25 protein-coding genes are annotated in these 25,345 nt (G+C 69.3%); 14 read left to right on the forward strand and 11 right to left on the reverse strand.

All coding sequences use genetic code 11. The features are described from left to right. Positions 1–483: 483 nt before the first annotated feature. From ACQPZQ_RS05875 to ACQPZQ_RS05890, 4 genes are all read left to right on the forward strand, one after another. Positions 484–1,698, forward strand: a complete 1,215-nt coding sequence (locus tag ACQPZQ_RS05875; RefSeq protein WP_433292794.1) for a cytochrome P450 — start codon at positions 484–486, stop codon at positions 1,696–1,698. Positions 1,699–1,851: 153 nt separating this feature from the next. Then, positions 1,852–3,252 carry a methyltransferase gene (locus tag ACQPZQ_RS05880; RefSeq protein WP_433292796.1) on the forward strand — a complete coding sequence of 467 codons (1,401 nt, stop codon included), beginning with the start codon at positions 1,852–1,854 and terminating at the stop codon, positions 3,250–3,252. 69 nt (positions 3,253–3,321) lie between these two features. After that, on the forward strand, positions 3,322–4,143 hold the full coding sequence (locus tag ACQPZQ_RS05885) for an alpha/beta fold hydrolase (RefSeq protein WP_433292798.1): 822 nt from the start codon (positions 3,322–3,324) through the stop codon (positions 4,141–4,143). Positions 4,144–4,256: 113 nt separating this feature from the next. After that, on the forward strand, positions 4,257–5,018 hold the full coding sequence (locus tag ACQPZQ_RS05890) for a helix-turn-helix domain-containing protein (RefSeq protein WP_433292800.1): 762 nt from the start codon (positions 4,257–4,259) through the stop codon (positions 5,016–5,018). Positions 5,019–5,101: 83 nt separating this feature from the next. Here ACQPZQ_RS05890 and ACQPZQ_RS05895 read toward each other — a convergent pair whose 3' ends face one another. Continuing rightward, positions 5,102–6,007, reverse strand: coding sequence for an LLM class F420-dependent oxidoreductase (locus tag ACQPZQ_RS05895; RefSeq protein WP_433292802.1), 906 nt, complete (start codon positions 6,005–6,007; stop codon positions 5,102–5,104). A 207-nt stretch (positions 6,008–6,214) separates the two neighbouring features. Next, positions 6,215–6,757, reverse strand: coding sequence for a TIGR03086 family metal-binding protein (locus tag ACQPZQ_RS05900; RefSeq protein WP_433292804.1), 543 nt, complete (start codon positions 6,755–6,757; stop codon positions 6,215–6,217). 233 nt (positions 6,758–6,990) lie between these two features. Between ACQPZQ_RS05900 and ACQPZQ_RS05905 the strand changes: the two genes are divergently transcribed. After that, a complete protein-coding gene (locus ACQPZQ_RS05905) occupies positions 6,991–9,702 on the forward strand; it encodes an ATP-binding protein (RefSeq protein WP_433292806.1) in 2,712 nt (903 codons plus the stop codon). Positions 9,703–9,740: 38 nt separating this feature from the next. Here ACQPZQ_RS05905 and ACQPZQ_RS05910 read toward each other — a convergent pair whose 3' ends face one another. Further along, positions 9,741–10,541: a helix-turn-helix domain-containing protein gene (locus ACQPZQ_RS05910; protein WP_433292808.1), complete on the reverse strand. Its 801-nt coding sequence runs from the start codon at positions 10,539–10,541 to the stop codon at positions 9,741–9,743. 132 nt (positions 10,542–10,673) lie between these two features. On the opposite strand from ACQPZQ_RS05910, the gene ACQPZQ_RS05915 reads away from it, so the two are divergent. Continuing rightward, positions 10,674–11,084 carry a nuclear transport factor 2 family protein gene (locus ACQPZQ_RS05915; RefSeq protein WP_433292810.1) on the forward strand — a complete coding sequence of 137 codons (411 nt, stop codon included), beginning with the start codon at positions 10,674–10,676 and terminating at the stop codon, positions 11,082–11,084. 60 nt (positions 11,085–11,144) lie between these two features. On the opposite strand, the gene katG is transcribed toward ACQPZQ_RS05915, so the two are convergent. The 5 genes from katG to ACQPZQ_RS05940 form a co-directional block, all read right to left on the reverse strand. Further along, entirely contained in the window at positions 11,145–13,346 is a 2,202-nt protein-coding gene (gene katG, locus ACQPZQ_RS05920) for a catalase/peroxidase HPI (protein WP_433299043.1), read from the reverse strand. 50 nt (positions 13,347–13,396) lie between these two features. Further along, a complete protein-coding gene (locus tag ACQPZQ_RS05925) occupies positions 13,397–13,831 on the reverse strand; it encodes a Fur family transcriptional regulator (protein WP_433292812.1) in 435 nt (144 codons plus the stop codon). A gap of 180 nt (positions 13,832–14,011) precedes the next feature. Continuing rightward, positions 14,012–14,587: a hypothetical protein gene (locus tag ACQPZQ_RS05930; RefSeq protein WP_433292814.1), complete on the reverse strand. Its 576-nt coding sequence runs from the start codon at positions 14,585–14,587 to the stop codon at positions 14,012–14,014. A gap of 108 nt (positions 14,588–14,695) precedes the next feature. Then, entirely contained in the window at positions 14,696–15,211 is a 516-nt protein-coding gene (locus ACQPZQ_RS05935) for a DinB family protein (RefSeq protein WP_433292816.1), read from the reverse strand. Positions 15,212–15,264: 53 nt separating this feature from the next. After that, a complete protein-coding gene (locus ACQPZQ_RS05940; protein WP_433292818.1) occupies positions 15,265–16,344 on the reverse strand; it encodes an aldo/keto reductase in 1,080 nt (359 codons plus the stop codon). Positions 16,345–16,434: 90 nt separating this feature from the next. Between ACQPZQ_RS05940 and ACQPZQ_RS05945 the strand changes: the two genes are divergently transcribed. Then, positions 16,435–17,307: an AraC family transcriptional regulator N-terminal domain-containing protein gene (locus ACQPZQ_RS05945; RefSeq protein WP_433292820.1), complete on the forward strand. Its 873-nt coding sequence runs from the start codon at positions 16,435–16,437 to the stop codon at positions 17,305–17,307. 25 nt (positions 17,308–17,332) lie between these two features. Here ACQPZQ_RS05945 and ACQPZQ_RS05950 read toward each other — a convergent pair whose 3' ends face one another. Continuing rightward, positions 17,333–19,141 (reverse strand): ABC transporter ATP-binding protein/permease, encoded by a 1,809-nt coding sequence (locus tag ACQPZQ_RS05950; protein WP_433292822.1) that lies wholly within the window; start codon positions 19,139–19,141, stop codon positions 17,333–17,335. Positions 19,142–19,472: 331 nt separating this feature from the next. Between ACQPZQ_RS05950 and ACQPZQ_RS05955 the strand changes: the two genes are divergently transcribed. After that, a complete protein-coding gene (locus tag ACQPZQ_RS05955; protein ID WP_433292824.1) occupies positions 19,473–19,871 on the forward strand; it encodes a VOC family protein in 399 nt (132 codons plus the stop codon). Between the two features lie 143 nt (positions 19,872–20,014). Continuing rightward, positions 20,015–20,278: a hypothetical protein gene (locus ACQPZQ_RS05960; RefSeq protein ID WP_433292826.1), complete on the forward strand. Its 264-nt coding sequence runs from the start codon at positions 20,015–20,017 to the stop codon at positions 20,276–20,278. 13 nt (positions 20,279–20,291) lie between these two features. Here ACQPZQ_RS05960 and ACQPZQ_RS05965 read toward each other — a convergent pair whose 3' ends face one another. Next, positions 20,292–21,239 carry a helix-turn-helix transcriptional regulator gene (locus ACQPZQ_RS05965; protein WP_433292828.1) on the reverse strand — a complete coding sequence of 316 codons (948 nt, stop codon included), beginning with the start codon at positions 21,237–21,239 and terminating at the stop codon, positions 20,292–20,294. A 116-nt stretch (positions 21,240–21,355) separates the two neighbouring features. On the opposite strand from ACQPZQ_RS05965, the gene ACQPZQ_RS05970 reads away from it, so the two are divergent. Then, a complete protein-coding gene (locus ACQPZQ_RS05970; protein WP_433292830.1) occupies positions 21,356–21,781 on the forward strand; it encodes a VOC family protein in 426 nt (141 codons plus the stop codon). Beyond that, entirely contained in the window at positions 21,778–22,341 is a 564-nt protein-coding gene (locus ACQPZQ_RS05975; RefSeq protein ID WP_433292832.1) for a YdeI/OmpD-associated family protein, read from the forward strand. The genes ACQPZQ_RS05970 and ACQPZQ_RS05975 overlap by 4 nt, the downstream gene beginning before the upstream one ends. A 6-nt stretch (positions 22,342–22,347) precedes the next feature. Here the strand turns inward: ACQPZQ_RS05975 and ACQPZQ_RS05980 are convergent, their stop codons facing one another. Next, positions 22,348–23,229 (reverse strand): sigma-70 family RNA polymerase sigma factor, encoded by an 882-nt coding sequence (locus ACQPZQ_RS05980; RefSeq protein WP_433292834.1) that lies wholly within the window; start codon positions 23,227–23,229, stop codon positions 22,348–22,350. A gap of 141 nt (positions 23,230–23,370) precedes the next feature. On the opposite strand from ACQPZQ_RS05980, the gene ACQPZQ_RS05985 reads away from it, so the two are divergent. From ACQPZQ_RS05985 to ACQPZQ_RS05995, 3 genes are all read left to right on the forward strand, one after another. Then, the gene (locus ACQPZQ_RS05985) at positions 23,371–24,024 is read left to right on the forward strand and encodes an FMN-dependent NADH-azoreductase (protein WP_433292836.1); all 654 of its coding nucleotides are present in this window, start codon (positions 23,371–23,373) and stop codon (positions 24,022–24,024) included. Positions 24,025–24,154: 130 nt separating this feature from the next. Continuing rightward, on the forward strand, positions 24,155–24,589 hold the full coding sequence (locus ACQPZQ_RS05990) for an antibiotic biosynthesis monooxygenase family protein (RefSeq protein ID WP_433292838.1): 435 nt from the start codon (positions 24,155–24,157) through the stop codon (positions 24,587–24,589). Positions 24,590–24,654: 65 nt separating this feature from the next. Next, complete coding sequence (locus ACQPZQ_RS05995) at positions 24,655–25,335, forward strand: GntR family transcriptional regulator (RefSeq protein ID WP_433292840.1); 681 nt, start codon at positions 24,655–24,657, stop codon at positions 25,333–25,335. Positions 25,336–25,345 lie beyond the last annotated feature (10 nt).

Here is a 25,345-nt window from a genome sequence, read left to right on the forward strand (position 1 = left end):
GTATTGATAACCACGAGGTCGTCGGGCTCGAGCCCTACCTCTACCACCAGCGAAAATGGCCTCCGGACGATCGGTCCGGGGGTCATTTTCATGTCGCCGGTAATGTCAGTTCCGTGCCAGGACGGGCGGTCGATGATGTGCAGTCACGCTGGTAATCGGGCCGAGGGCTTCCTCGGAGCGGGGTATGCTCAGGGTGGCATACCGGTCACGTTCTCGGCACCATCCGGCGCGGAAAGCGCGGACCTCGTGACGTCCGGTGTGTCCCCACCCGTGGCAGCGTCGCCACTTCTCGCGGCGATATGGAACAAATCGGGATCACCCCTCGATCGGCGCGAGAGAAATCGGGCATTGCACTGCCGTAAGCCGCTCCGACCACTGCCGTTTTCTCGTCACTGAGGGCAGTGGTCGCTGCCGACGTTCGTCGCCGAGGGGACGGGCATGCGGGCGGTCCGCAAGATCATGATTGCGTGAGGAGACACGACTTTGACGACCCCCGCCGTTTCGCCTGTGTTGCCCTACCTCGACATCATGGATCCGGCGTTCCGTCCGGACGGCGCCGAGGTCACGGCGGCCCGCGCAGCGCACTGGTGCGCACGAACGCCGATCGGCTTCGCCGTGCTGCGGTACGACAAGCTCGCAGAGCTGCTCGCCGACCGCCGGCTGCGTCAGGGCACCTACCGGATCCTCACCGCCCAGGGGCTCACCGAGGGGCCCTTGGTGGAGTGGATGAACTCCGTCATCTTGAGTGTCGAGGGCGACGATCACACCCGGCTGCGCCGCCTCGTGAGCCGGGCGTTCACGCCACGCGCGATCGCCGAGCTGCGGCCCCGGATGATCGAGATCGCCAACGAGCTCGTCGACAGCTTCCTGGACGCCGGGCGCGTGGACTTCATGGAGGCGTTCGCCGACCCGTACCCGGCCCGCGTCATCTGTGAGCTGCTCGGCGTTCCGCGCGAGCAGCACGACGCGTTCCGCGGCTGGGCCAACGATCTCGGCCTGGCTTTCAGCTTCACGGTCGCGGACAACTTGGAGCGGATCGAGGCGGCGCTCGCCGGCCTGCACGCGGCCACCGACGAGCTGCTCGCCGAACGGCGCGCGCGGCCAACGGGCGACCTGCTGTCCGCACTGATCGCGGCGGAGGCCGACGGCAGCCGCCTCAGCACCGAAGAGCTGCGAACGATGGTGACAGCGCTGCTCTTCGCCGGCCAGGACACCACGAGCCACCAGATCGGCAACGCGATCGCGATGTTCCTGCGCCACCCCGAGCAATGGGCCCTGCTCGCCCGGCAGCCGGAGCTGGCCGCGCAGGCCGTGGACGAGGTGATCCGGGTCGCGCCGACGAGCCCGCTCAACAGCCGGATCGCGACCGAGGATCTCGAGGTCGACGGCGTCGCGATTCCGGCCGACAGCCATCTGTCGCTGTTCGCGACCGCCGGTAACACGGACCCGGCTGTGTTCGGTGCCGACGCGGACCGGTTCGACATCACCGCCAGCCGACGGCCGCTGCTGACGTTCGGCGGGGGAATCCACTACTGCCTGGGGGCTCACCTCACCCGCGTCGAGATGGCCGAGGCGTTGCCGCTGCTGGCCCGCAGGCTCGGGCCGATCGAGCTCGACGGCGACCCGACGTGGCGGCCGGCGACGGGAATCGCGGGTCCCGTGACGTTGCCGATCCGCTTTCGGCGTGAGGCACCGTGAAACAAATGCGCGGCTCGGCTGCCGACTAGCGCCTGTGCCCGACGAGGGACGCGGATTTTGGGTTGCAGGAGCGCCGTTCGTCGTGGGAAATAGCACATCGTGGGTGGGGCGTACTGGGAACGGCGGCCGTCGTCGCCGATGCGGCGAGGTGTGGTGCACCTTCGGTTGCCGGACATCACGGCCGAGTTGGCGACCGCAACCGGGGTCTTCGGTGCTCAGCGGGTCGATCCGGGAACCCTCGTGCTGCTGCGGCACGCACCACGCCCGGCGGCGCACACGTCGGTGGTGGATCTGGGGGCAGGGTATGGGCCGATCGCGGTGACGTTGGCTCGCCGGCAACCTCGGGCCGGGGTCTGGGCGGTCGACATCAACGAGCGGGCGTTGGGGTTGGCCCGCCTCAACGCAGCCACCCTCGGGGTGTCGAACGTGATCGCGGCGGCGCCGGAGCAAGTGCCGGCCGCTCTGCGTTTCGATGGTCTGTTCAGCAACCCTCCTATCAAGGTCGGTAAGGAGGCGCTGCATCGGTTCCTGCTGGAGTGGCTGGCCCGTCTGGTCCCGGGGGGTGCCGGCTGGCTGGTGGTCAAGCAGGCCATGGGTGCCGACTCGTTGCACACCTGGCTCGACGGCACGGGCTACCCGACCCGGCGGGCCGCGGCCAAGCAGGGCTACCGGTTGCTTCAGGTGCACGCACCGACGGCCCACGGCCAACGGTCACCTCGTGTGGACGCCGCCGATCTCGACGTCGTGGGCCGCGACACCGGCGGACAGTGGACCGTGCTGGGGCACCTGGCCGGCGGCGGCGGAGATCCGGTGCATCTGCTCGGCCGGACCGGGACGCGGGCGGTACTCAAGATCAAGAGTGGGGCGTGGTGGGCAGACCAGCTGACCCGGATGATCGAGGTCGTCGAGCGACTGCGCGCCATGGGTTACCCCACCCCTGCGATCCCGGCCACCGGGCACCTCGACGGGGACCGGAGTTATCTACTGACCGAGTTCCGTGCCGGCCGTCCTCGCACAACGCTCGACCTCGACACCCTCCCGCACGTGTTGGACGCCGTCGACCTGCACGCCCGGGTGCATCCGGCGCCGGTACGCGACTGGTCGACCATGATCACCGCATTCCTCAACGGTGGCATCGCCGAGTTCGCATTCCACCCGAGCGTGCTACCCCTCGCGCGTCAGGCTCTGGGGTTGATCACCCGTCCGGTGCCGGCGCTGCCCACCGGCGACTTCGTGCACGGCGACCTCACCCTCCGGAACATGTTGTTCCGCCGAGACGGACTCTCGGCGGTGATCGACCTGGAAGGCTTCGGCAGAGGAACCCGAGTCATCGATCTCGTCGCGCTGCTACAGGCGCCCGCACATCCCGTTCACGGCAACCCGGCCATCGCCCAACGGCTCAAGGACCACGCGATCAGCTCCGCCGGCCATGAGACTTTCGTGGCCTGCGTGGTCCACCGTGTCCTCGCCGCTCTTGCCGCGGCCACCGAGTGTCCCGAGCAACTCCCCGACGCCCATCAACGCGCTCACGGCTTACTCCGGCTGCTGGACTGAACAGAGCGGAACCCGCGCGACGACATTTGTCCAAGACCGATAGCCGGCAGCCCGTGCAACCTCTCCGGCATGGCTGAGCACGACGGTGAGCACTCGCACGCGATGCACGTGGTCCGCGACGGCTCGCGGCAGGCGCCGCCGCTGTTACTCATCCACGGATCGGGGGCCTCGAGCGGCTCCTGGAAACCGGTGGTCCCGGCACTCGCCGCCCACCATCACGTCATCCGGGTCGACCTCCCGGGCTGTGGCCAGTCGCCGCCCCCGCCGTCGTATGACGTGCCGGCGCAGGCGGCCAGGGTAGCGGCGCTCCTCGACGGACTCGGTCTGCGTCCCGTCACCGTGGTCGGGCATTCCAGCGGCGGCTACGTCGCCACCGCTCTCGCCGAACAGCGCCCCGACCTGGTGACGTCGCTCGCGCTGATCAGCACCGGCCCGAGTGTCGATGCGATTCTCCCGCAACCGCTCATCCTCCGGGCCCTGATGGCCCCGCCTCTCGGTCCGCTGCTGTGGTCGAGGCGTTCGGACGCGACGACGCGCAGAGGAATCAACGCGACGTGCGCCCGCCCGGTGGATGTCCCGGACGACGTGGTCGCCGAGCTGCGGGGCACGACGTACCGCGCGATGCGGTCGGTGTTGCGGGGGAACCGCGCGTACATCGCCGAGCGGAGCGTGCCGTCGCGTCTCGCCGCCCTCGACGTCCCCGTGCTGGTGCTCTTCGGCATGGCCGACCCGCGCTGGGACCCGGCCTCGGCACATCAGTACGACGCGGTGCCGGGCGCGCGGGTCGAGCTGCTGCCCGGCGTCGGGCACGTGCCCATCTTCGAAGAGCCCGAGACCACCAGCACACTGCTGCTGGGCTTCACTGCAACGAGCGCTGACACCTGCCCGTGATCCCTGACGCTTAACCTGGCCATGTGCTGTCGAGCATGACGCCACCTGGCTGGTCGTGGTCGGACGTGGACGTCGCAGTTCCGCGCCCGTCAGCTCGGCTGCCGGGGATCAGCATGGCAGGGTTCCGCCAACGGGTCCCCGCGTTCGGGAACATCGCCATGGTGGCGCACCCGTCCGTCACCCTTCTCATCGATCTGAGCCAGGGAGAAGGCCCCGTCTACGACATCAACGGCCGGCAGCAGCGCGGCAGCGTCGTCGTCGGACTCCTCCCGGGCGATCTTCGGGCAGGCGGCCGGGCGAGGGTCGACTGTCTCCAGATCCGGCTGGAGCCGGCCGTTGCGGCCACGGTGCTCGGCGCAACCACCGAGCTCAGCAGCATGGTGGTATCGCTGGAAGATGTCTGGGGCCGCGACGCCGGGCGTGCCGAGGAGAGGCTGTGCGCGGCCGCCTCGTGGGACGAGCGGTTCACGATCGCGACGGAAATCCTCGCCCGACGCCTGGGCAACCCTGCAGCGGTCGATCCAGAGGTCGCCTACACATGGCACCGGACGCTCACGAGCCGCGGCCGGGTGCGGGTCGACGGCCTGGCGGACGCGGTCGGCTGGAGCCGCAAACGCCTGTGGTCCCGATTCCGGTCCCAGCTCGGCATCACGCCCAAACGCGCCGCCCGGCTGGTGCGGTTCGACCGCGCCGCCCACCTTCTTGCGGCGGGTCACGCCGCCGCCGACGTCGCCGCCGAGAGCGGCTACGTCGACCAGTCCCATCTCCACCGCGAGGTCAAGGAGTTCGCCGGGCTCACGCCCACGGCCGTGGCAGCCGCGCCGTGGCTCGGGATCGACGACGTCGCGTGGCCGGGTTCATCGCCGGGCCGTTGAGCGGGTGGAGCTCACCGGCGCCGACACGTATCGATGTCGCGGCGGGGGGCCACCGTGAGACGCGGCAGCCCCACCGCCGGTCGTCAGCGCACGTGGGGGATCACCTTGGCGAACGCTTCCATGCTGTCGTCCACGGTCGCGAAATAGCTGATTCCGTAGGTCTCACGATAGTGCTGCAGCTTTTCCGCGATTTGCTGTTCCGAGCCGACGAGAACGCTGGGCAGCTGCAGGATCTGCTCGTCGCTGAAGCTGGGAAGAACCTTCTGCAACAGCGCGAGGTCGGGTTTGTCAGGCGCCACTGTCACAGTGGCGATGAACAGGTTGAGCTCCAGGTCGTCGGCACGTTCACCCGCGGCATCGCGGAGGAACTCGACCCTTTCGGCAAGGGCCTTCTCCGGCTCGGTGCCCGGCTTGATACCGGCGGTGAGGGGAAACCCGACGATGTCGGCTTCCCGTGCCGCGAGGCGAAGCATGCGGTCGCCGGTGCCGGCGATCAGTAGTGGCGGAATCGGCTTCTGACGGACCGCGGGCACGTGGTCGTCCGAGGCGAACAGGCGGCGAAGCTCCCGGATGGTGTGTTCCAGGTGGTCGATGCGCTTTCCGCCGCTGGGGAACGGTAGCTCGGCCGCCTCGAACTCGGCTTGCTGGTAGCCGGTGCCGAGTCCGAGTTCCAGTCGCCCGTCGGTGAGCTGGTCGGTGTCGGCGATGTCTCGTGCGAGCAACGCGGGGCGGTAGAAGCTGGTGTTGAGCACGAAGGTGCCCAGGCGGATCGAGGTGACCTCGGCAGCGGACACCAAGGCCGGGAACGGCGCCGGCATTCCGAGGTGGTCGGGCATCTGCAGAATGTCGTAGCCGAGCTCCTCGGCCCGCCGTGCCGTGCCCTGGAAGTCCGACCGCGATCCGGGCTTCAGTACACCGACGCCGAATCGGAACGGACGTGTTGTTCGTCCCTTTTTGTCAATTTCCTGTGGGTCAGAGAGGGGGCTCACAGTGGCAGCTTACTTATCATTTGCCGACGTCCAGCACAGCCCGACGAGGTGGCCTCGTCGGAGATCTCCGTACTACCCACCATCGGATTCGGCGGATCGAAAGCGAAGGTGGTGCAGGCAGTAGTACCGAACCTGCTACAACCACGCAGTGGCGATCAGCGTTCCAGGATGCGCGGGAGCACCCTAGGGCGAATGGCCGGTGGCGGACTACGGGGTTCGGCCGGTGATCGCCACGATACGTTCGATCAGCGTGGCGCCGGGCTCGACGTCCACCGGTGAATCCCACAGGGCCGGGACCGGCGCTTTCGGGACGAATACGGCCACATGGTCAAGGCAGGCTCGAAGCGTGGGTTCCGGCAGGTCGAAGGGCCGGCCGGTCGCCTTGGCGATGTCCCAGCCGTGCACGACCAGCTCGGTGAGAGCGATCTTGCCCCACACCTCGTTGGACAGCTCCAGGCCCGACAGGGTGGTGCTGCCCTGCCAGGCCACCGGGTCGTCCCATGCCTTGCCGAGCTCCTGCACGTGCTGTGCGACGGCATCCCGCCAACCGGGGCCGAAGTGCGTGGCCGCCGCCTCGGAGCCTGTGCCGTGATGCCCGAGCGTGCTGAAGCCGTGAGACACCTGGTCGACATGCTCGATGAGGTCGCCGACGGTGTACTCGGTGCACGGGCTGGGAAGGCCGAGCTGGTCGTCGGTGACCCCTGCCAGCAGGTCGATCATCCGGCGACAGGCCGGTGTCAGGTCGATCATGGACTCCTCCGGGGGTCAGTGGACGTGCGCTGGAGTACTGACCGCCGGCGGGCCGTGGATTCATCGCTGTCGAGCAACCGATTGTCGGTGACAAATCGGCAGGTCGGTATACACCTGGCATTACCGGCGCCTTGCAGCGCGAATTCTCTTTACGCTCGGTTGTGGCGGCCCGATCGGCGGCCGCCGCTGTCGAGGTGGTGCGATGACGAGCTGCACAGTCGAGGTCCTGTCCGATGCTGCGGAACCGGCATGCCGAGTGTGAGGTGCTCGACCGGCTGTTGATGGCCGTTCGGGCAGGTCAGAGCCGGGCGTTGGTGGTCCGTGGCGAGCCGGGCGTGGGCAAGACGGCTTTGCTGGACTACATGGTCGCCCAGGCGGTGGACTGCCGGGTGGAGCGCGCCGCCGGCGTCCAGTCGGAGATGGAGGTGGCCTTCGCCGGGCTGCATCAGCTGTGCGCACCGATGCTGCATCGGCTCGGGCGGTTGCCCGATCCGCAGCGTGAGGCACTCGGCATCACGTTCGGGCTGGTGGCCGGGCGAGCGCCGGACCGGTTGCTCGTCGGTTTGGCAGTGCTCGGGCTGCTTGCCGAGGTCGCCAGGGAGCAGCCACTGGTCTGCGTGGTCGACGACGCGCAGTGGCTCGACCGCGCCTCTGCACAGGTGTTTGCGTTCGTTGCACGGCGGCTTGTCGCCGAGTCGGTGGCGCTGGTGTTCGGGTCACGGGGAGCGCCGGACGAGGAGCCGTCGTCCACCCTGCCGGAGCTGGTGGTTGCGGGATTGCCCGACGTCGAGGCGCGGGAGTTGCTGCGCTCCGCGTTACCAGGGCTCGTGGACGAGCGGGTGCGAGACCGGATCATCGCCGAAACCCGAGGCAACCCGCTGGCGCTGCTCGAGCTGCCACGCGGGTTGACTCTCGCGGAGCTGACCTGCGGGTTCGGGTCGGCTGCGCCGCTCCCGAGGCGGATCGAGGAGAGCTTCCACAGACAGCTGACACCGCTCCCGGTCGAAACCCGCATGCTGTTGCTGGTCGCGGCGGCGGAGCCGCTCGGCGACCCGTTGCTGGTATGGCGGGCCACCGAGCTGCTCGGCATCAATCCTGAGGCTGCGGGACCGGCGTCGGCGGCCGGACTCTTCGAGATCGGCACGCGAGCCCGCTTCCGGCACCCGCTGCTGCGCTCGACGATCTACCGAACGGCCTCCGTCGAGGAGCGGCGCATCGCGCACCGGGCGCTGGCCGAGGCGATCGATCCCGACGCCGACCCGGATCGCCGTGCCTGGCACCGTGCCCAGGCGGCGTCCGGGCCTGACGAGGACGTCGCCGCGGATCTCGAGCGGTCCGCCGGGAGGGCGCGTGCACGGGGTGGCTTGTCCGCTGCGGCCGCTTTCCTGGAACGGGCCGTCCAGCTGACGATCGAGCCTGCCCGCCGGGCCGCCCGGGCGCTGGCCGCGGCGCAGGCCACTCATCAGGCCGGGGCCGCTGACGTCGCCCTGGAGCTGCTGTCCGTCGCGATGGCGGGGCCGCTCGACCGGCTGCAGCGCGCCCACGCCGACGTGCTGTGTGCCCAGATCGCGTTCACGACCAATCGCGACAGCAAAGTCCCCCTTCTGCTGCTCGAGGCCGCCAAACAGCTCGAGCCGCTCGATGTGCGGCTGGCACGCGACACCTACCTCGATGCGCTGTGGGCCGCGAAGCTTGCCGGCCCATCGGCCGGCGTCAGTCTGTGTGAGGTGGCCGAGGCGGCACGGTCGGCGCCTCCCGCTGCGCAGCCTCCTCGACCGGCCGATCTTCTGCTCGACGGCCTGGCGATGCGGTACACCGAGGGTCCCGCCGCCGGGGTCTCGGAGCTGAAGCGGGTGCTGCTCGCCTTCCGCCGCCCGGGCACGGCCGAGGAGGACGGGCTGCGCTGGTTCGTCCACGCCCAATGGACCGCTGGGGAGTTGGGGGACGATGAGACCTGGGACGTGCTCGCTGCCCGTCACGTTCAGCTCGCCCGGGAGGCCGGGGCGCTCAGCGAACTTCCCATCGCGCTGACCTCACGCATCCTCTTGCACGTGCTCACCGGCGAGCTGGCCGCAGCCGCGTCGCTGCTCGCGGAGCTCGCGGCTGTCAGTGACGCGACGGGGAGCCCGTTCTTTCCCCACGGCGCCGCGGTACTCGCCGCATGGCAGGGCCGCGAGGCCGAGGTGGACGACCTGATCAACATGGCCCGTGGGGGAGTGCTTCGCCGGGGCGATGGAGTCGGGCTGAGCTTCATGACATGGGGAGCGGCCGTGCTGCACAACAGCATGGGCCGGCCCGGGGAGGCGCTGGCACTGGCCACGAAGGTCACGGAGGCGTGTCCGTGGGAGAACGGGTTCTTGATCCGGGGAACGCTGGCCGAGCTCGTCGAGGGAGCAGTCCGCTGCGGGCAGGCCGAGCGCGCCACCGCCGCTCTTCAACGGCTCAGCGACCTGAGCCGAGCGTGCGGCGCAGACTGGGCGCTGGGTCTCGCGGCCCGCACGCGGGCGCTGGTGCTCGACGGCGCGGCTGCCGAGAGCGACTACCGCGAGGCGATCGAGCGGCTGGGCCGCACCCGCATCCGCAGCGAGCTCGCCCGCGCCCATCTCCTCTACGGCGAATGGCTGCGCCGCGGGCATCGCCGGGTGGATGCGCGCGAGCAGCTGCGCACCGCCCACGCGATGTTCACGACGATGGGTGCCGAGGCGTTCGCCGCGCGCGCAGGACGCGAACTCCTGGCCACGGGCGAGCAGGTCCGCAAGCGGAATCTCGAGATCAGCAGCGAGCTCACCGCCCAGGAAGCCCAGATCGCCCGCCTCGTGCGTCAGGGCCTGACGAATCCCGAGATCGCTGCTCGGCTCTTCATCAGCGCTCGTACCGTCGAGTGGCACCTGAAAAAGGTGTTCCGGAAGCTGGGCATCAGCTCTCGCACGCAGCTCCAGACCTGACGTCTCGAACCGAGGATGTCCAACTCCGTTTCCGCGTGTCATCCGCGCGTCGTGGCCATGGCCCGGAGTGCGGCCGCGGTGCCGGCGTCGGCCGGGAAGAAGGTCTCGATTGCGATCTCGTCGAGGGTCACGTCTCGCGGTGAGCCGAACACCGTCATCGTGTACAGCAATGCGAGGTCGCCGTATTCGGACGAGATCTGCATCGGCATCACGAGGTCACCCGCCCGACCCCTACCTGCGTCCGAGGCGGCAACGCCGTTCGGCACGGGGTAGCTCTCCAGCTCGGCCAACAGCTCGGCGAGGCGGGGCGATGCCGTCCGCTCCAGCTGCCGGCGGACTCGACGCAGAATGTGGGCCCGCCACTGTGCGAGATTGCGGATCCGTGTGGAGAGCCCGCCAGGGTGCAATGTCGCCCTCAGGACGTTGATCGGCGGCGTGGTGAGCTCGGGCGCCACATCACCGAGGAATGCGGACGCGGCGCGGTTGGCGGCCAGCAGCTCCCAGTGCACGTTCACGGCGAGTGCGGGGTTGGGTTCATGGCCGGCGAGTACGTACTCGACCGCGGCACGTGCTTCGCCGAGGTCGGCGAAGGCGCGTTCGGCGTACACCGGGGCGAAGCCTGCGGCCAGGTAGAACGCGTTGCGATCTCGGAGCGGAACGTCGAGCTCCTCGCAGAGTCGCGCGATCATCTCGCGGCTCGGGCTCGCGCGTCCCGTCTCGATGCAGCTCAGATGCCTGGCCGAGACGTTCGCCGCAAGTGACAGGTCCAGCTGTGAACGACGGCGACGTTCCCGCCAGCGGCGAACCAACGTCCCGACCGGTTCGGTGGTGGCGGTCATGCCGCCAGGCTGCCGCGCAGGGACGTTGCGTGGCAATGATCTCGCAGGTCATCGACAGGCGTCGATCGTCGCTCCACGCTCGATGGAGCGGTTGCGGCCGCGTAGGAGCACCTTCGGCAGAGGAGACATCACATGACCGACACGACCGTGGCATCCAGCACTCGCAACGAGCAGGCCGTCGAGCGTTACGTCGCGTTCTGGAATGCCGATACGGCGGAGGACCAGCAGCGGCTCGCGTCGATGACCTTCATCGACGACGTGCAGTACACCGCGCCGGTCGGCGTTCTGAGCGGACCGGCTGCGCTGACGGGCTTCCGTACGCAGTTCATCGACCACGTCGGCCCAGCGACGTTCCACGCTCGGGAGAATCCGCAGACCCACAACGATCGTGCCCGGCTGAAGTGGGAGATCGTCACCGGCGAGGGGAAGTCGTTCGCCACCGGGACCGATGTGATGGTGATCGATGCGGACGGCCTGATCAGTTCCGTCACCTCGTTCCTCGACCGTGCGCCCGAGGGTTTCGACCCACACACTCATCACTAGTGAACGTGCGAAGGGCCCTCAGGAGAGTCTCCTGAGGGCCCCTCGCAGATCACCCGAAGATCAGGCGATGTCGTAGCGGTCGAGGTTCATGACCTTGTCGAACGCGGCCACGAAGTCGCGCACGAACTTCTCCTTGGCGTCGTCGCTCGCGTAGACCTCGGCGACCGCGCGCAGCTCGGAGTTCGAGCCGAAGACGAGGTCGACGCGGCTACCGGTCCACTTGACCGCGCCCGTGGCGCGGTCGTGGGCCTCGAAGGTGTCCTCGTCGCCCGCCACCGACTTCCACTCCGTGCCCATGTCGAGCAGGTTGGTGAAGAAGTCGTTGGTCAGCGTGCCGGGCTTGTCGGTGAGGACGCCCACTGTGGACTGGCCGGTGTTCGCGCCGAGCACCCGCAGGCCGCCCACCAGCACCGTCATCTCGGGCGCGGTCAGGTTCAGCAGGTTCGCCCGGTCGACGAGCAGGTACTCGCCCGGCAGGCGGTGCCCCTTTCCGCGGTAGTTGCGGAAACCGTCGGCGGTCGGCTCGAGGTGGGAGAAGGAGTCCACATCGGTCTTCTCCTGCGACGCGTCGGTCCGTCCCGGCGTGAACGGCACCTGGACGTCGTGGCCGGCGTCCTTCGCGGCCTTCTCCACCGCAGCGACGCCACCGAGCACGACGAGGTCGGCGATGGAGACCTTCTTGCCGCCGGTCGCGGAGGAGTTGAACTCCTGCTGGATGCTCTCCAGAGCGCGCAGTACCTGAGCCAGCTGGTCGGGGTCGTTGACCTCCCACTCGCGCTGGGGCTCGAGGCGGATGCGGCCACCGTTCGCCCCGCCGCGCTTATCGCTGCCGCGGAACGTCGAGGCCGACGCCCATGCTGCGGAGACGAGCTGCGAGACCGACAGGCCCGAGTCGAGGATCTTCTGCTTGAGCGCGGCGACGTCCGAGGCGTCGACGAGCTCGTGGTCCACGGCCGGGACCGGGTCCTGCCAGAGCAGCTCCTCCTGCGGGACCAGCGGGCCGAGGTAGCGCTGGATCGGGCCCATGTCGCGGTGCGTCAGCTTGTACCAGGCCCGGGCGAACGCGTCAGCGAGCTGGTCCGGGTTCTCGTGGAAACGCCGCGAGATCTGCTCGTAGACCGGGTCGACCCGCAGCGCCAGGTCCGAGGTCAGCATCGTCGGGGGACGGTTGAGCGTGCCGTCCTCCGGGTCGGGGATGGTGTTGGCGCCTGCGCCGTCCTTCGGCTGCCACTGGTAGGCCCCGGCGGGGCTCTTGGTCAGCTCCCACTCGTAGCCGAACAGGTTGTCGAAGAAGCCGTTGCTCCACCGCGTCGGGGTGGACGTCCAGGTGACCTCGAGACCGCTGGTGATCACGTCACGGCCCTTGCCGGTGCCGAAGCTCTGCTTCCAGCCCAGGCCCTGCTCCTCGAGGGGGGCACCCTCGGGCTCGGCGCCCACGTACTTGTCCGGGTCGGCTGCGCCGTGGGTCTTGCCGAAGGTGTGGCCGCCGGCGATCAGCGCGACGGTCTCCTCGTCGTTCATCGCCATCCGGCCGAACGTCTCGCGGATGTCGCGGGCCGAGGCCAGCGGGTCCGGGTTGCCGTTTGGGCCCTCCGGGTTGACGTAGATGAGGCCCATCTGCACGGCGCCGAGCGGCTTCTCGAGCTCCCGGTCACCGGTGTAGCGCTCGTCGCCGAGCCAGGTGCGCTCCGGTCCCCAGTAGACGTCCTCGTCCGGCTCCCAGACGTCGGCGCGGCCACCGGCGAAGCCGAAGGTCGTGAAGCCCATGGTCTCCAGGGCACGGTTGCCCGTGAAGATCAGCAGGTCGGCCCAGGAGATCTTGCGGCCGTACTTCTTCTTGACCGGCCACAGCAGACGGCGCGCCTTGTCGAGGTTGCCGTTGTCCGGCCAGCTGTTCAGCGGGGCGAAGCGCTGCATACCGGCGCCCGCACCACCGCGGCCGTCGTCGACGCGGTACGTACCCGCGCTGTGCCACGCCATGCGGATCATGAACCCGCCGTAGTGGCCGAAGTCGGCAGGCCACCAGTCCTGCGACGTCGTGAGCATCTCGTCGACGTCCTTGGCCAGCTCGTTCAGATCAACGGTCTGGAACTCCGCGGCGTAGTCGAAGTCCGCGTCCATCGGGTTGGCGACGTCGGAGTGCTTGCGGAGGATCTTCAGGTTGAGCTGGTTCGGCCACCAGTCGGTGTTGCCTGCGCCTTCGGTCGGGTGCCCAAGGCGTCCGGCGTGGACCGGGCAGCCCTCCGCCTCCTCCTTGTTCATCTTGCTCTCGACAGTGACGTGCTCGTCAGACAAGGGACTTCCTTCCGGGATCACAGGGTGGGGGCTGCGGTGGAGCACTCGGGGCACAGGCCCCTGTAGACGACCTCGGCCTCGTCGATCGCGAAGCCGTGGTCATCGGACGCGGTCAAGCAGGGTGTGGTGCCGACGGCGCAATCGACATCTGCGATGGCACCGCACGACCGGCACACGACGTGGTGGTGGTTGTCCCCGACCCGCGCCTCGTAACGCACCAAGGAGCCCGGCGGCTGGATGCGCCGCACCAGGCCCGCAGTGGTCAGCGCGCTCAGAACGTCGTAGACGGCTTGATGGGACACCTCACCGAGATCGTCACGGACGATTCCGATGATCGAGGCGGTGTCGGCGTGCGGATGGTCGTGCACCGCGGAGAGCACCGCTACCCGAGGACGCGTCACACGCAGAGCAGCCCCGCGCAACATGCGCTCGAAGTCCGAGGTCGTTGGCACATCCCGGAGTCTGGCCTATTTTCTGGAATAGTTCAAGAATCGGGCGCGTGTCGGCTCGAGGCCTCGTGTTCGGCCGGGAAGAGAACGCCAGGTGGCCGCCGGGGCGCCGAAGGCATGGGGCACGCATCTTTGCAGGTCACGACGGCGATCCGGTGGAGCGGCACGCACAGGCGTTGCCGTTCACGGGCTCGGGAGCAGGCCCATTGCTGCCAGTGCCGCGGGTGCGGCGATCAGCAGCGCGGCGAGCGCGAGAGGCGCGCCGAGGACACCGAGCACCGCGTGGCTGCGCCTGGCGTGCGTGCGGCGCGAGTAGGACACGGCGAGTGCACCGTATCCGGCCGCCCCGGCCAGAAAGAAGATGAGGTAGGCCAGCGAACGAACCTCGATCCGTTCCGGATCGGAGACCACCATGCCGGCCAGCTCGACGACGTTGCCCGCCGAGTAGAGACCGAGCAGTGCGAACGCTCCCCAGACGAGCACCGTGCACACCGCGGTCGGGGGCCGCGCGACCACCGACCGGATGGCGACGGCGGCGCCGAGCAGCTTCAGGGCCACGACGATCCAGTCCATCACCGCGAGCCCGGCGGCCATGTCGGCGTACGGGCCACTCGCGAACCGCCCGGTGACCTGGAAGGCGATGTTCACCGCGGCGAAGCCGAGGCACCAGGCGGCCATCACCCAGGCCAGCGCGTGGATCGGCCGCGACGCCCTGGCCGGTACCGGCGTCGTCACCGCACGTGCCGCGTTCGACGTCACGGATAGGACGATCCGCCCGTGCGCGGCGTGAGACCTCCCCCGCGGGAGGGATGTGCTCCCTCCCCACGGGGGAGCCGATCAGAACTGTGAGGCGTGGCCGTGCCGGACTCAGCGGCCGGTCGCACCGTCGAGCACCTGGCGCAGCAGATCCGCATGACCGTTGTGCCTCGAGTACTCGCTGATCAGGTGCACGTAGACCATCCGCAAGGACATCGCGTCGCCCCGGAGGTCGATCTCGTGGGTGAACGGGGCCCCCGCAACCGCCTCGTCCGCCAGCCGCCACTCCTCGCGCAAGGCCTGCACCTCCTGTTCGGCGCGTGCCGGGTCGGCCTGGTGGAAGTCCGTGTCGTCGCCCGGGCCGCCGTGCAGCGACGGTATGTCCTGGCCGGCCACCCGCTGCCTGAGCCAGATCCGTTCGACCTTGGCCATGTGGCGAACCAGCCCCAGCAGCGACAGGGTCGACGGCGGCACGGGGCGTGCGGCGAGCTGCGGAGCGGTCAGGCCTGCGCACACGTTGAGCAAGGTCGCGCGCTGTTCGGCCAGGCAGCCCTCCAGGATGGCCCGGTCCTCGCCCGTCAGTGGCCCGGCGACAGGCGACGGGGCCGGGGATGTCCAGGTGATCACCGCTGGATCCTGGCATCACGCCCGGAGGCACCCCGGACGGCAGCCCGGCCGGCTCAGTAGCGGACCGCGCTCTGCTTGAGCAGATGACTCATCTCGGAGGGAACACCGTCCACCGTCGTTCCGGCGAAGGCGAGATCGAGCGAGAGCTTGGCGTAGCCGGCGGGGAAGTTCAGCCTCGGCGTCGACACCTTGTCGAGTGCCTCGGTCTGGGATTCGGTCAGGCGTACGTCGACGGCGTCGAGGTTGGTCGTCAGCTGGTCCATCCGGCGCGCGCCGATCAGCGTCGACGTGACGCCGGGTCGGTTGTGGACCCAGGACAGCGCCGCGGCGGCCGGTGAGACACCGGCTTCGGCCGCGACCGTCTCCAGGACGTCGATGACGTCGTAGTCCGCTTCCATCGGTTCGCCGACCAAGACGGTGCGCAGGGCGTCGACGGCGCCGGTGCTCCTGCGGGAGAACTTCCCGGAGAGGAAGCCGTTGCGCAGCGGGCTCCACGGCATCACGCCCAGGCCCAACTGCTGCGCCATCGGGATGTACTCACCCTCGACGGTGCGGGCGAGCAGCGAGTACTCGACCTGCAGGGCGATCGCCGGGTTCCAGCCGCGGAAGTCGGCGATCATCTGAGCCTCGGTGACCTTCCACGCCGGCAGGTCCGAGAGCCCGATGTAGCGGATCTTCCCGGCGGTGACCAGGTCGTCGAGGGCGCGCATGGTCTCTTCGATCGGCGCGGTGCGGTCCCAGTTGTGCAGCCAGTAGATGTCGATGTAGTCCATCCGCAGGCGCCGCAACGACTCCTCGGCCTGCTGGACGATGGCCTTGCGGCCGGCGCCGCCGCCGTTGGGGTCGCCGGGCCAGAGGTTGCCGAGGAACTTGGTGCCGATCACCACCCGGTCGCGCTGCCCGGGCCGGGCGGCGAAGAAGTCGCCGACGATCTTCTCGGAGTGGCCGTTGGTGTAGATGTTCGCGGTGTCGATGAAGTTGCCGCCGCGGCCGAGGTACTCGCTCATCATCGAGTCGGCTTCCTCGGGCGTGCAGCCCCAGCCGTTGTCCTCCCCGAAGGTCATGGCGCCGAGCGTGAACGGGCTGACCCGCAGACCGGATCGGCCGAGGGAGACATAAGAGTCGAGAGGCATGACTCGAGTACAGCTCGCGCGGGCCGAACGAGGTAGGCCAATGCTTCCAATCTCTTGCCTGATCCTGCCAATCTTGGAAGCATCGGGCGTATGGGCCTCCTTCCCGAGTTGCAGCGGCTGCTGCACCGGCACGCCGACCAGACGGTGCTGCCGTCGGTGGTGGTGAAGGCGTCGGAGACGGTCACCGAGCCCATGCCCGCCGTCGCCGACCCGGTCTTCGCCTTGATCGCACAGGGCGCGAAGCGGGCGATCTGCGGCGACACCGTATACGACTACAAAGCGGGCGAATACCTCGTGGTTTCGGTCGAGCTGCCGGTGACCGCCCACGTCAGCGAAGCGCCGTACGTGGCGCTCGGGCTGCGGCTGGAGCCGGCCCTGATCGCCGGTCTGCTGTTGGAGACGGCGGGTGATCGCGGGCAGGCCGACACGCCGGGCATCGCGGTCAGCGCGGCCTCGGAGGAGTTGCTCGATCCTGTCGTCCGGCTGATACGACTGCTGGACCGCCCGGCCGACATACCGGTGCTGGGCGCGGCGATCGAGCGCGAGATCGTCTGGCGGCTGATCACCGGCGCGCAGGGTGCGATGGTCCGGCAGATCGGTCTGGCGGACAGCCGCCTGGCGCAGATCAGCCGGGCGATCCGCTGGATCCGGCAGAACTACGCCGACCCGTTCCGGGTCGAGGACGCCTCCCGCGTCGCCGGGATGAGCGTGACGTCGTTCCACCGCCATTTCCGCGCGGTCACCACGATGACGCCGATCCAGTACCAGAAGCAGATCAGGCTGCAGGAGGCGCGAGCCCGGCTGATCGCCGAGCCGCACGACGTCGCCGGGGTCGGGCACGCCGTGGGCTACGGGAGCCCGTCGCAGTTCAGCCGGGAGTACCGCCGGATGTTCGGCGCGCCCCCTGGCGCCGACGCGGCCCGCCTCCACGGCATGCCGCGAACCGACCCGGTGGGAGTCTGAACGTGCAGGAGACGCACCGGCTCGGCTACGGGTGCAGCGCGGTGACCTGCCAGCGGCCGTCGCCGAGCAGTTCGAGCCGCTCGCTGTGGAACTGGCCGAGCGTGTTCCGGTGCCCGACGCTGACGAGGACGCAGTCGGGCAACTCGTCGCGCAGCAGGGTGTAAAGAGTGTTTTCGAGACCTTCGTCGAGGGCCGACGTGGCCTCGTCGAGGAACGCCACCCGCGGACGCATGATCAGGATGCGGGCGAACCCGAGTCGCTGCTGCTCGCCGGGAGAGAGCTCCCGGGCCCAGTCGACCTCGTCGCCCCGCCGGTCGATGAGATGGGGGAGCTGCACCTGACGTAGCACCCGGACTGCCTGCTCGTCGTCGATCCGATCCGCCGGCTGCGGGTAGGCCAGTGCGGTAGACAGCCCCCCGAGCGGCACGTACGGCTGCTGCGACAGGAACAGGGCGCCGTCGCCGAGCGGGCGGCGTACGGCGCCGGTGGCGTAGGGCCACAGGTCGGCCATGCTGCGCAGCAGGGTGGTCTTCCCGCTGCCGGACGCTCCGGTGACCAGCAGCGCGTCGCCCGTGGTCAACGTGAGATCGAGCGAGTCGACCAGGAGCCGCTCGTCGGGCAGGCGCACGGTGAGGTCGTGCACTTCCAGGCCGTCGCCCTCCTCGATCCACACCGACGGCAGCGCGCGGGCCTCGGCGTCGGCGTCGAGCAGGCCGGTCAGGCGGTCGAGGACGGCGCGGTAGCTCGCGAACTGGTCGTAGGCGTTGCGGAAGAACGACAGGGAGTCGTGCACCTGCCCGAAGGCGGTGGCGGTCTGCTGGACGTCGCCTAGCGTCACCTGCCCGGCGAAGTAGCGCGGGGCCTGGATGAGCACGGGGGCCACCTCGGCCGCCTGGCTGATGGCCAGGTTGAAGCCCTGGAACTTCACGGTCCGCAGCACGATCGCCCACATGTTGTCGATCACGGGACGAAAGCGTGACGACAGGGTGTTGCCCTCGACCTCCTCGCCACGGTGGAAGGCGACATTCTCCGAATTGTCCCGGACGCGCACCAGTGCGTACCGGAACGAGGCGTTGAACCCCTCGTTGAGGAAGCTCAGCCGGATCAGCGGGCGCCCGACCCGGAACGCGATCACCGAGGCGATGATCACGTAGACGTACGCGATGAACGTCATCGCCCGGGGGATCTCGGTGCCGAAGAGCGTCAACGGCCCGGAGAGCTGCCAGAGGATGATCGTGAACGACACCAGCGACACCAGCGCCCCGACTGCACCGACGGCGAGTGTCGCAGAGTCGTCGGGGAACGATGCGACGTCCTCCTGAATGCGCTGATCCGGGTTGTCCACAGCAGAGCGGGTGAACCGGCCGCGGTGATATGCCCGATCGCTGAGCCAGTCGCCGATGATGCGGTCGTTGAGCCACACGCGCCAGCGGATGACGATCAGCTGTTGGATGAAATAGCTGAGCAGCACCTGCACGACGTAGATCGTGGCGAGGATGGCGAAAATCCCCAGAAACCGGGCGAAAGCCCCGGCGTCGAGTTGCTGTAGGGCCGTGTACATGCCGTTCGACTGGTACGAGAGCAGGACGTTCAGGCGTACTGAGGTGATGGTCAGCAGCAACAGGAGAAGCACGCTGAGCAGTGGGCGCCACCCGGCCTCGCCTCGCGGGGAGAAGTACGGGAAGGCAAGACGCCGGAACTGCCGACCCCACACCGTGATGCGGGTGACGACTGCAGCAATCACGGCACAACCGATTGCCGTGGCCACGAAAACTCCGACGATCCACATGATGCTGGTGGACCACTCGGTCGACCAGTTCAACCCATCGCCCACACCGGCCTCCCGGTGATCCGACCTTACGCGGGCAGCGCAGGCGTCGGCCGGGGACCGTGATGAGTTCCACTCGAATTGAATCGGGAGATTTGGCCGGACAACCTGGCGTCTCCTGCGTCGCTACTGATCGAACTTTTCGACCATTCGCGCTGCTCGGGACGTCGCGGAGGTGGCATACGTATTCGTTTCACCGGACCCGGATTCGTACGCCTCGACATCGCGGAATGGCGCCGAACCGAGAAACTTCCCCGGGCAGCGATGACTCCGGGCCGGAGCCGTGGTCTACATGCTGACCCAGGAGAGTGCGACCCGACCGAACAGGACAGCACCCATGAGCGAGCAGCCCTCCGGCCGCATCACCGGCATCCACACCATCGGTGTCCCGGTCACCGACCAGGACAAGGCCATCGGCTTCTACGTCGGCACCCTCGGCTTCGAGAAGCGCATGGACATGCCGCTTCCGCAGCTCGGCTCCCGTTGGATCGAGGTCGCGCCGGCAGGTGGTGCGGTGTCGATCGCGCTCGTCCAGGCGCACGACGGCCTGCCCAGCGGTGGCGAGTGCGGCGTCCGGTTCACCACCCCGGACGCGGCCGCCCTGTACAGGGAGCTGACCGCCGCCGGTGTGGACGTCGGCGAACTCCTGAACTGGCCGGGCGTCCCTCCGATGTTCGCGTTCCGCGACCAGGACGGCAACGGCATGGAGATCGTCCAGGACGTGGTTCAGCAGTAGGGGCGCGCGATTGAGCCCGTCGAAGGCGGCCGTGCCGGGTCGGGTGCGGTGGGCATGCCACGCGGCGCACGGCCGAGCGCAACGCCGCGCACGTCGAGGCCGGACGGCTGCGCGTCCGCACGCTGTCTCTGGAGGAGCTGGACGTGCCCGCCGCCGGTCTGGACTCGGCGTTCTCGATCAACGTCAACCTGTTCTGGACCAGGGCACCCATCCGCGAGCTGACGATCCTGCGTGCGGCGCTGCGCCCCGGCGGGGCCCTGCACCTCTGCTACGACTCCGGTGGTCCCCGGGCGGCCGAGCGGCTGTGCGCTCCGGTCGAGGCGACCATGCGGGAGCACGGATTCGTCGACGTGGCCGTGCGCACCTCGGACGAGGGGTTGTCGATCTCCGGCCGGACTCCCCGGTGATCGCCCCTGGCCGTCACCGCTGCGCGTAACGCTCCACGAGTTCGGAGCCGAGGCGGGCGAGCTCGGCCTTGACGGAGTCGGGTTCGAGGACCTCGACGATGGCACCCCAGCCGGCGAGCTCCTGTGCGATCGACACGGCCATCGGCGCTGCGACGCGGACACGGACGCGCCCGTCTTCGCGGGTGTCCAGGGGCTCGCAGTGCCGGCCGAACCGGTCGCGCAGGACCGGCACCAGGCGTGTGGAGATGAGCAGTGTCGCCGAGAGGAGCGAACGGTGCTGCTCGACCTCGTCGACCACCCGTTCCCATTCGCGCGACAGATCGAAGTCGGCCGGGCGCTCGGCGACCTCGTCGGTCACGGTCATCTCGCCGATCCGGTCGACGCGGAACGTCCGCTGTCCCTTCTCGGTGCCGGCGACGAGATACCAGACGTCGTCCTTGTCGACCAGACCCCACGGCTCGACGACGCGGCGCGTCCGCTGGTGGGCGCGGTTCTCGTACTCCAGGGAGATCTTGCGGCGGCGGACGACGGCGTCCTGGAGCGTGTCGACCAACGCGGGGCGTACGCGGTTGCGGTCGCCCCACCCCGTCGAGTCGACCACGACGGCATCGGCCGCGGCCTCCGCGTCGGCCCGGAACGTGTCGGGCAGCGCCCGGACGAGTTTGCGCAACGCCGACCGCACCGGCGGTGCGACGGACGCCGCGGGGCCCGCGAGCAGGAACAGGGCCCTCGCCTCGGTCGAGGTGAGGCCGGTGAGGTCGGTGCGGGCGCCGCCGACGAGTGACCACCCACCGCCGCGTCCCGGCTGCGGGTAGACGGGGACGCCTGCTGCGGACAGCGCCTCGAGGTCCCGGCGGGCGGTGGCAACCGACACCTCGAGCTCCGACGCCACCTCGGCCGCGGTCACCCGGCCACGTGCCTGCATCAGCAGGAGGGTGGCCACCAGCCGGTCTGCGCGCATGAAGCAATCGTCTCAGGAAAAGTGCTCATGATATGAGCACTTCACCCCCGCATGATGACGGCGTTCACCGCGGTGGAGACACCACCCGGCACCATCTCGATCTCCAGGGAGCACCGATGTTCCGAGGATTCGCCACCATCAGCTTCTACGCGGACGACCTGGCCGCGGCGCGGGACTGGTACACCGAGCTGCTCGGTGTGGAGCCGTACTACGCCTACCCGGCTGCGCCCGCCCCGCCTGCCTACCTGGAGTTCCGCATCGGCGACGACGCGGACGAGCTCGGTTTCATCGACCGCAGGTACGCACCCGCCGGCGCAGGCAACGCTCCGGGCGGCGCGGTGATGCACTGGCACGTCGACGACCTCGCGGGCACGGTCCAGAAGCTGCTCGCGATGGGCGCCACCGAGTACCAGCCGATCACCCACCACGGGGACGGGTCCGGTTTCGTCACCGCCTCGGTGGTCGACCCGTTCGGCAACGTCCTGGGCGTCATGCACAACCCGCACTACCTCGAGGTGCTCGCCGCCAGGACCACGGCGTGACCGCCGTGCGCACGTTCCACGCGCCGGACCGCGCGCACTGGCGGGCGTGGCTGCGGGACAACTGTGAGACCGCGGACGAGATGTGGCTCGTGATCCACCACGTGCGCAGCGCCACCCCGAGCGTCCGCCACCGCGAGGCGATCGAGGAGGCGCTCTGCTTCGGCTGGATCGACAGCCTGGCCCGCAAGCGCGACGCCGAGTCATGGTGCCAGCGCTTCACCCCGCGCAACCCGCGCAGCGCGTGGAGCAAGGTCAACAGGGAGCTCGTGGACCGGCTGACCGCGCAGGGACTCATGACGCCTCACGGCCGGGCCGCGGTCGACCTTGCGAAGCGGACCGGCACGTGGTCAGTGCTCGCCGACGCGCAGAACGGCGTGATCCCGGACGACCTGCGCGACCTGCTCGCCGCCGACAAGGTCGCGGCCCGCAACTTCGACGCGTTCTCCTGGTCGGCCAAGCGGGCCGCGCTGGAGTGGATCGCCAGGGCCAAGCGACCGGAGACGAGGCAGCGCCGCATCGCACGGACGGTCGAGTGCGCCGCCCGCAACCTACGGCCGTGACGACGGTCAGTTCCGTCCCGTGCCCAGGTCGAGCGTGCCGTGACGGCGGGGGTCGCCGATCACCTCGATCTCGGTGATCCGGTCGTGCTCGATGGTCACACGCAGCACCACGACGAGTCGCCCGCCAGGCGCGACGACGATCCCCGGCGTCCCGTTCACGAGCGCCACCTCAGCGGACCGGGCCCGGTGGGCGAATACCCGGGTCTCCTCCGAGACGGCACGGGCGCCGTGGACGTCGGTGGCGGTGCCGGCCGGCACCGCGAAGCGGTCGGCCCGCCGGACGACATCCGGCGCCAGCAGCGTGACCAGCGTGTTCAGGTCGCCGCTGCGGGAGGCGATGAGAAACGCCTCGACGACGGCGTGGTGCCGGGCGAGATCGGCCTCGTCGATCGCCGCCACCCCACGGACCCGGCTGCGGGCACGGCTGGCGAGCTTCTTGCTCGCCACTGTGGACCGCCCCACCACGGTCGCGATCTCGTCGAAGGGCACGGCGAACATGTCATGGAGGACGAACGCGACTCGTTCGGCCGGCGTGAGCCGCTGCAGGACGACCATGAGGGCGAGGCCGACCGACTCCGCCAGCACGGCCTCGTGCTCGGGCTCCGTGCCGCCCCGCTGTTCCACGAGCGCGTCGGTCGCCGTCGTCAGAGGCTGCTCGGCACGGCTGCGGCGCTTGCGCAGCATGTCGAGGCACACCCGGGCCACCACTGCGGTCAGCCAGGCTGCCAGGTTCTCGATCTCGCGGTGGTCGGCCCGATCGGCCCGCAGCCATGCGAGTTGTACGGCGTCGTCCGCCTCGTCCAGCGATCCGAGCATCCGGTAGGCGACAGCGCGCAGGTGATCGCGCTGGGCCTCGAACTGCGGCGCCAACCCCTCGTCAACGTGCATCGGTCACCTTTCCCGTTCGGCATCCGTCAAGGAGGCGACGAACCGGACCAGGAGGAGTGCAACGGGACAGGAGACGATGCGTGAGTCTACAGACGGGTCGTTCTCGTGCTCGTTCCACTGATCATCACGAAGGACGAGGCGATGAAATTCTTCAGACTGGATTCCAGCCTGCACGTGGACGGGTCGGTGAGCCGGGCGCTCGCCGATGTCGTGCAGAAGGAGTGGAGCCGGACCCACCCGGCCGCCGCGTTCATCCGGCGTGACCTGGGGCGTCATCCGCTGCCGTCGGTCTGGCCCGCGGCGGTGGCGGGTCGCATCACGCCCGAGGACGCCCGCACGGACGAACAACGGTCGGCCGGCGCGCTCGCCGCGCGGCTCGTCGACGAACTCCTCGAGTCGGACGCCTACATCTTCGCGGTGCCCATGTACAACTTCGGCGTTCCGCAGCAGGTCAAGCACTGGATCGACCTGATCATCACCGACCCGCGGGCCGACGACGTCAACCGCCCGCTCCTGCCGGGCCGTCCGGCCGTGCTGGTGGAGGCTCGGGGCGGTGGTTACGGCCCGGGGAGCGATCGCGAGGGGTGGGATCACGTCACCCCGTACCTTTCGCACATCCTCGCCGACGTCTGGGGTCTCGACCTCGCGATCACGGCGGCGGAGCTCACCGTCGCCGACGCGAACCCCGCAATGGCGCACCTGAGAGGTCTCGCCCGCCAACGGATTGCCGACGCTCACGCCGCCGCAAGCGACCACGCGATCAGCATCGCGAAGCGGCTACGCACGGCAGCCTGATACCGCGCATCCCCGATGATCGCTGCGAGATCCGGATTTCCGCCCCTGCGACGGCGCATAGCCTGATCTCGCGGCGATCTTTCTGCGCAAATCGCAGTGAGTTCGGTCGCCGGGGGCCGGCTGCGCAGCGGTGATTCGTTATGGTCGGGTTGACGAGATCGCTTCCGGTGGGGTCGTCGTCGTCCACCGTGACCGGATCCTGCTCGTCGACGGCAGGTGGAGCGCCTGGCCGGCGGAGCCGCGATTCCCTGAGGCCGACGACGGGGGGAACATGATCACCGAGATCGTCACGATGGAAGTCCGGCTGGGAGCCGAGGAGGCGTTTTCCTCCGCTTTCGGTGAAGTGTGCGGTCTGCTCCTCGTGTCGGTCGGCTGCAGGTCGGTGAAATTGGTGCGCGGCGTCGAGGACCCTTCGCGGTTCGTGGCTATCGTTGAATGGGATTCCGTCGAGTCGAGCGTGAAGAATTTCGTGGATACGGTGCGCTACATGGCGTTCGCCGCGCGGCTCATGCCGTATTTCGTGCAGGACCCGTTGGTGGAGCACTTCGACGACCAGTTGACCTGAGTCCTCCCGGCCGTGGTCGTCCGACGGGCTTGACACGGCGCCACGAGCGGCATGCAATATTTTGCATGCCAGTTCCGTCGCATCGTGGTCTCGTCCCTCGATCACTCCTGCGTGAGGACGCGTACCGGGCGATCCGGGACGCCATCGTCGACGGCACCCTCGCCCCGGGCGAGCGGCTCAACGACGCCGACCTGGTGGAGTGGCTGGGCGTGAGCCGCACGCCCGTCCGCGAAGCGCTGGCGCGGCTGGAGCACGCCGGTCTGGTGCGCACGAAGCCTGGGCGCTACACGATCGTCAGCCCGCTGGACGTGCGTGCCGTCCGGAACGCCCAGTCGGTGACGGCGGCCATGCACGAGCTCGCCGTCCGTGAGGCGCTGCCGAACCTGTCCGCCGCCGAGTTGGACGCCATGCGCGCGGCGAACGCCCGCTTCGCCGGCGCGTTGCGACGGGGCGACGTCGACGCAGCGGTCGCGGCCGACGACGAATTCCACGACGTCCCCGTCACCGCGTGCGCCAACGACGCGGTCCGGAGCGTGCTCGAACAGTTCACGCCGGTGCTGCGCCGGGTGGAACGCCTGCGTTTCTCCTCGTTGAGCGGCCGGGGTTCCGTCGCGCAGCACGAGCGGATCATCGCGCTCTGCGAAGCGGGTGACGTCGACGCCGCGGCGGCCGCCACCCGGGCCAACTGGCAGACGCTCGCGCCCCTGCTCGACACCCCGCCTCTCGACGGCTCGTCCTCGCCGTAACCCGAGCACC

This window comes from Pseudonocardia sp. CA-142604, assembly GCF_050948475.1.
GTDB lineage: Bacteria > Actinomycetota > Actinomycetes > Mycobacteriales > Pseudonocardiaceae > Pseudonocardia > Pseudonocardia alaniniphila.

Excerpts from the sequence above, each read along its gene's own strand:
- ACQPZQ_RS05985 (WP_433292836.1), top strand. The coding sequence starts at position 23,371 with ATGAAATTCTTCAGACTGGATTCCAGCCTGCACGTGGACGGGTCGGTG.
- ACQPZQ_RS05915 (WP_433292810.1), top strand. The coding sequence starts at position 10,674 with ATGACCGACACGACCGTGGCATCCAGCACTCGCAACGAGCAGGCCGTC.
- ACQPZQ_RS05910 (WP_433292808.1), bottom strand. The coding sequence starts at position 10,541 with ATGACCGCCACCACCGAACCGGTCGGGACGTTGGTTCGCCGCTGGCGG.
- ACQPZQ_RS05965 (WP_433292828.1), bottom strand. The coding sequence starts at position 21,239 with ATGCGCGCAGACCGGCTGGTGGCCACCCTCCTGCTGATGCAGGCACGT.
- ACQPZQ_RS05980 (WP_433292834.1), bottom strand. The coding sequence starts at position 23,229 with ATGCACGTTGACGAGGGGTTGGCGCCGCAGTTCGAGGCCCAGCGCGAT.
- ACQPZQ_RS05955 (WP_433292824.1), top strand. The coding sequence starts at position 19,473 with ATGAGCGAGCAGCCCTCCGGCCGCATCACCGGCATCCACACCATCGGT.
- ACQPZQ_RS05945 (WP_433292820.1), top strand. The coding sequence starts at position 16,435 with ATGGGCCTCCTTCCCGAGTTGCAGCGGCTGCTGCACCGGCACGCCGAC.
- ACQPZQ_RS05970 (WP_433292830.1), top strand. The coding sequence starts at position 21,356 with ATGTTCCGAGGATTCGCCACCATCAGCTTCTACGCGGACGACCTGGCC.
- ACQPZQ_RS05905 (WP_433292806.1), top strand. The coding sequence starts at position 6,991 with ATGCTGCGGAACCGGCATGCCGAGTGTGAGGTGCTCGACCGGCTGTTG.
- ACQPZQ_RS05890 (WP_433292800.1), top strand. The coding sequence starts at position 4,257 with ATGGCAGGGTTCCGCCAACGGGTCCCCGCGTTCGGGAACATCGCCATG.
- ACQPZQ_RS05885 (WP_433292798.1), top strand. The coding sequence starts at position 3,322 with ATGGCTGAGCACGACGGTGAGCACTCGCACGCGATGCACGTGGTCCGC.
- ACQPZQ_RS05995 (WP_433292840.1), top strand. The coding sequence starts at position 24,655 with ATGCCAGTTCCGTCGCATCGTGGTCTCGTCCCTCGATCACTCCTGCGT.
- ACQPZQ_RS05900 (WP_433292804.1), bottom strand. The coding sequence starts at position 6,757 with ATGATCGACCTGACACCGGCCTGTCGCCGGATGATCGACCTGCTGGCA.
- ACQPZQ_RS05940 (WP_433292818.1), bottom strand. The coding sequence starts at position 16,344 with ATGCCTCTCGACTCTTATGTCTCCCTCGGCCGATCCGGTCTGCGGGTC.
- katG (WP_433299043.1), bottom strand. The coding sequence starts at position 13,346 with ATGAACAAGGAGGAGGCGGAGGGCTGCCCGGTCCACGCCGGACGCCTT.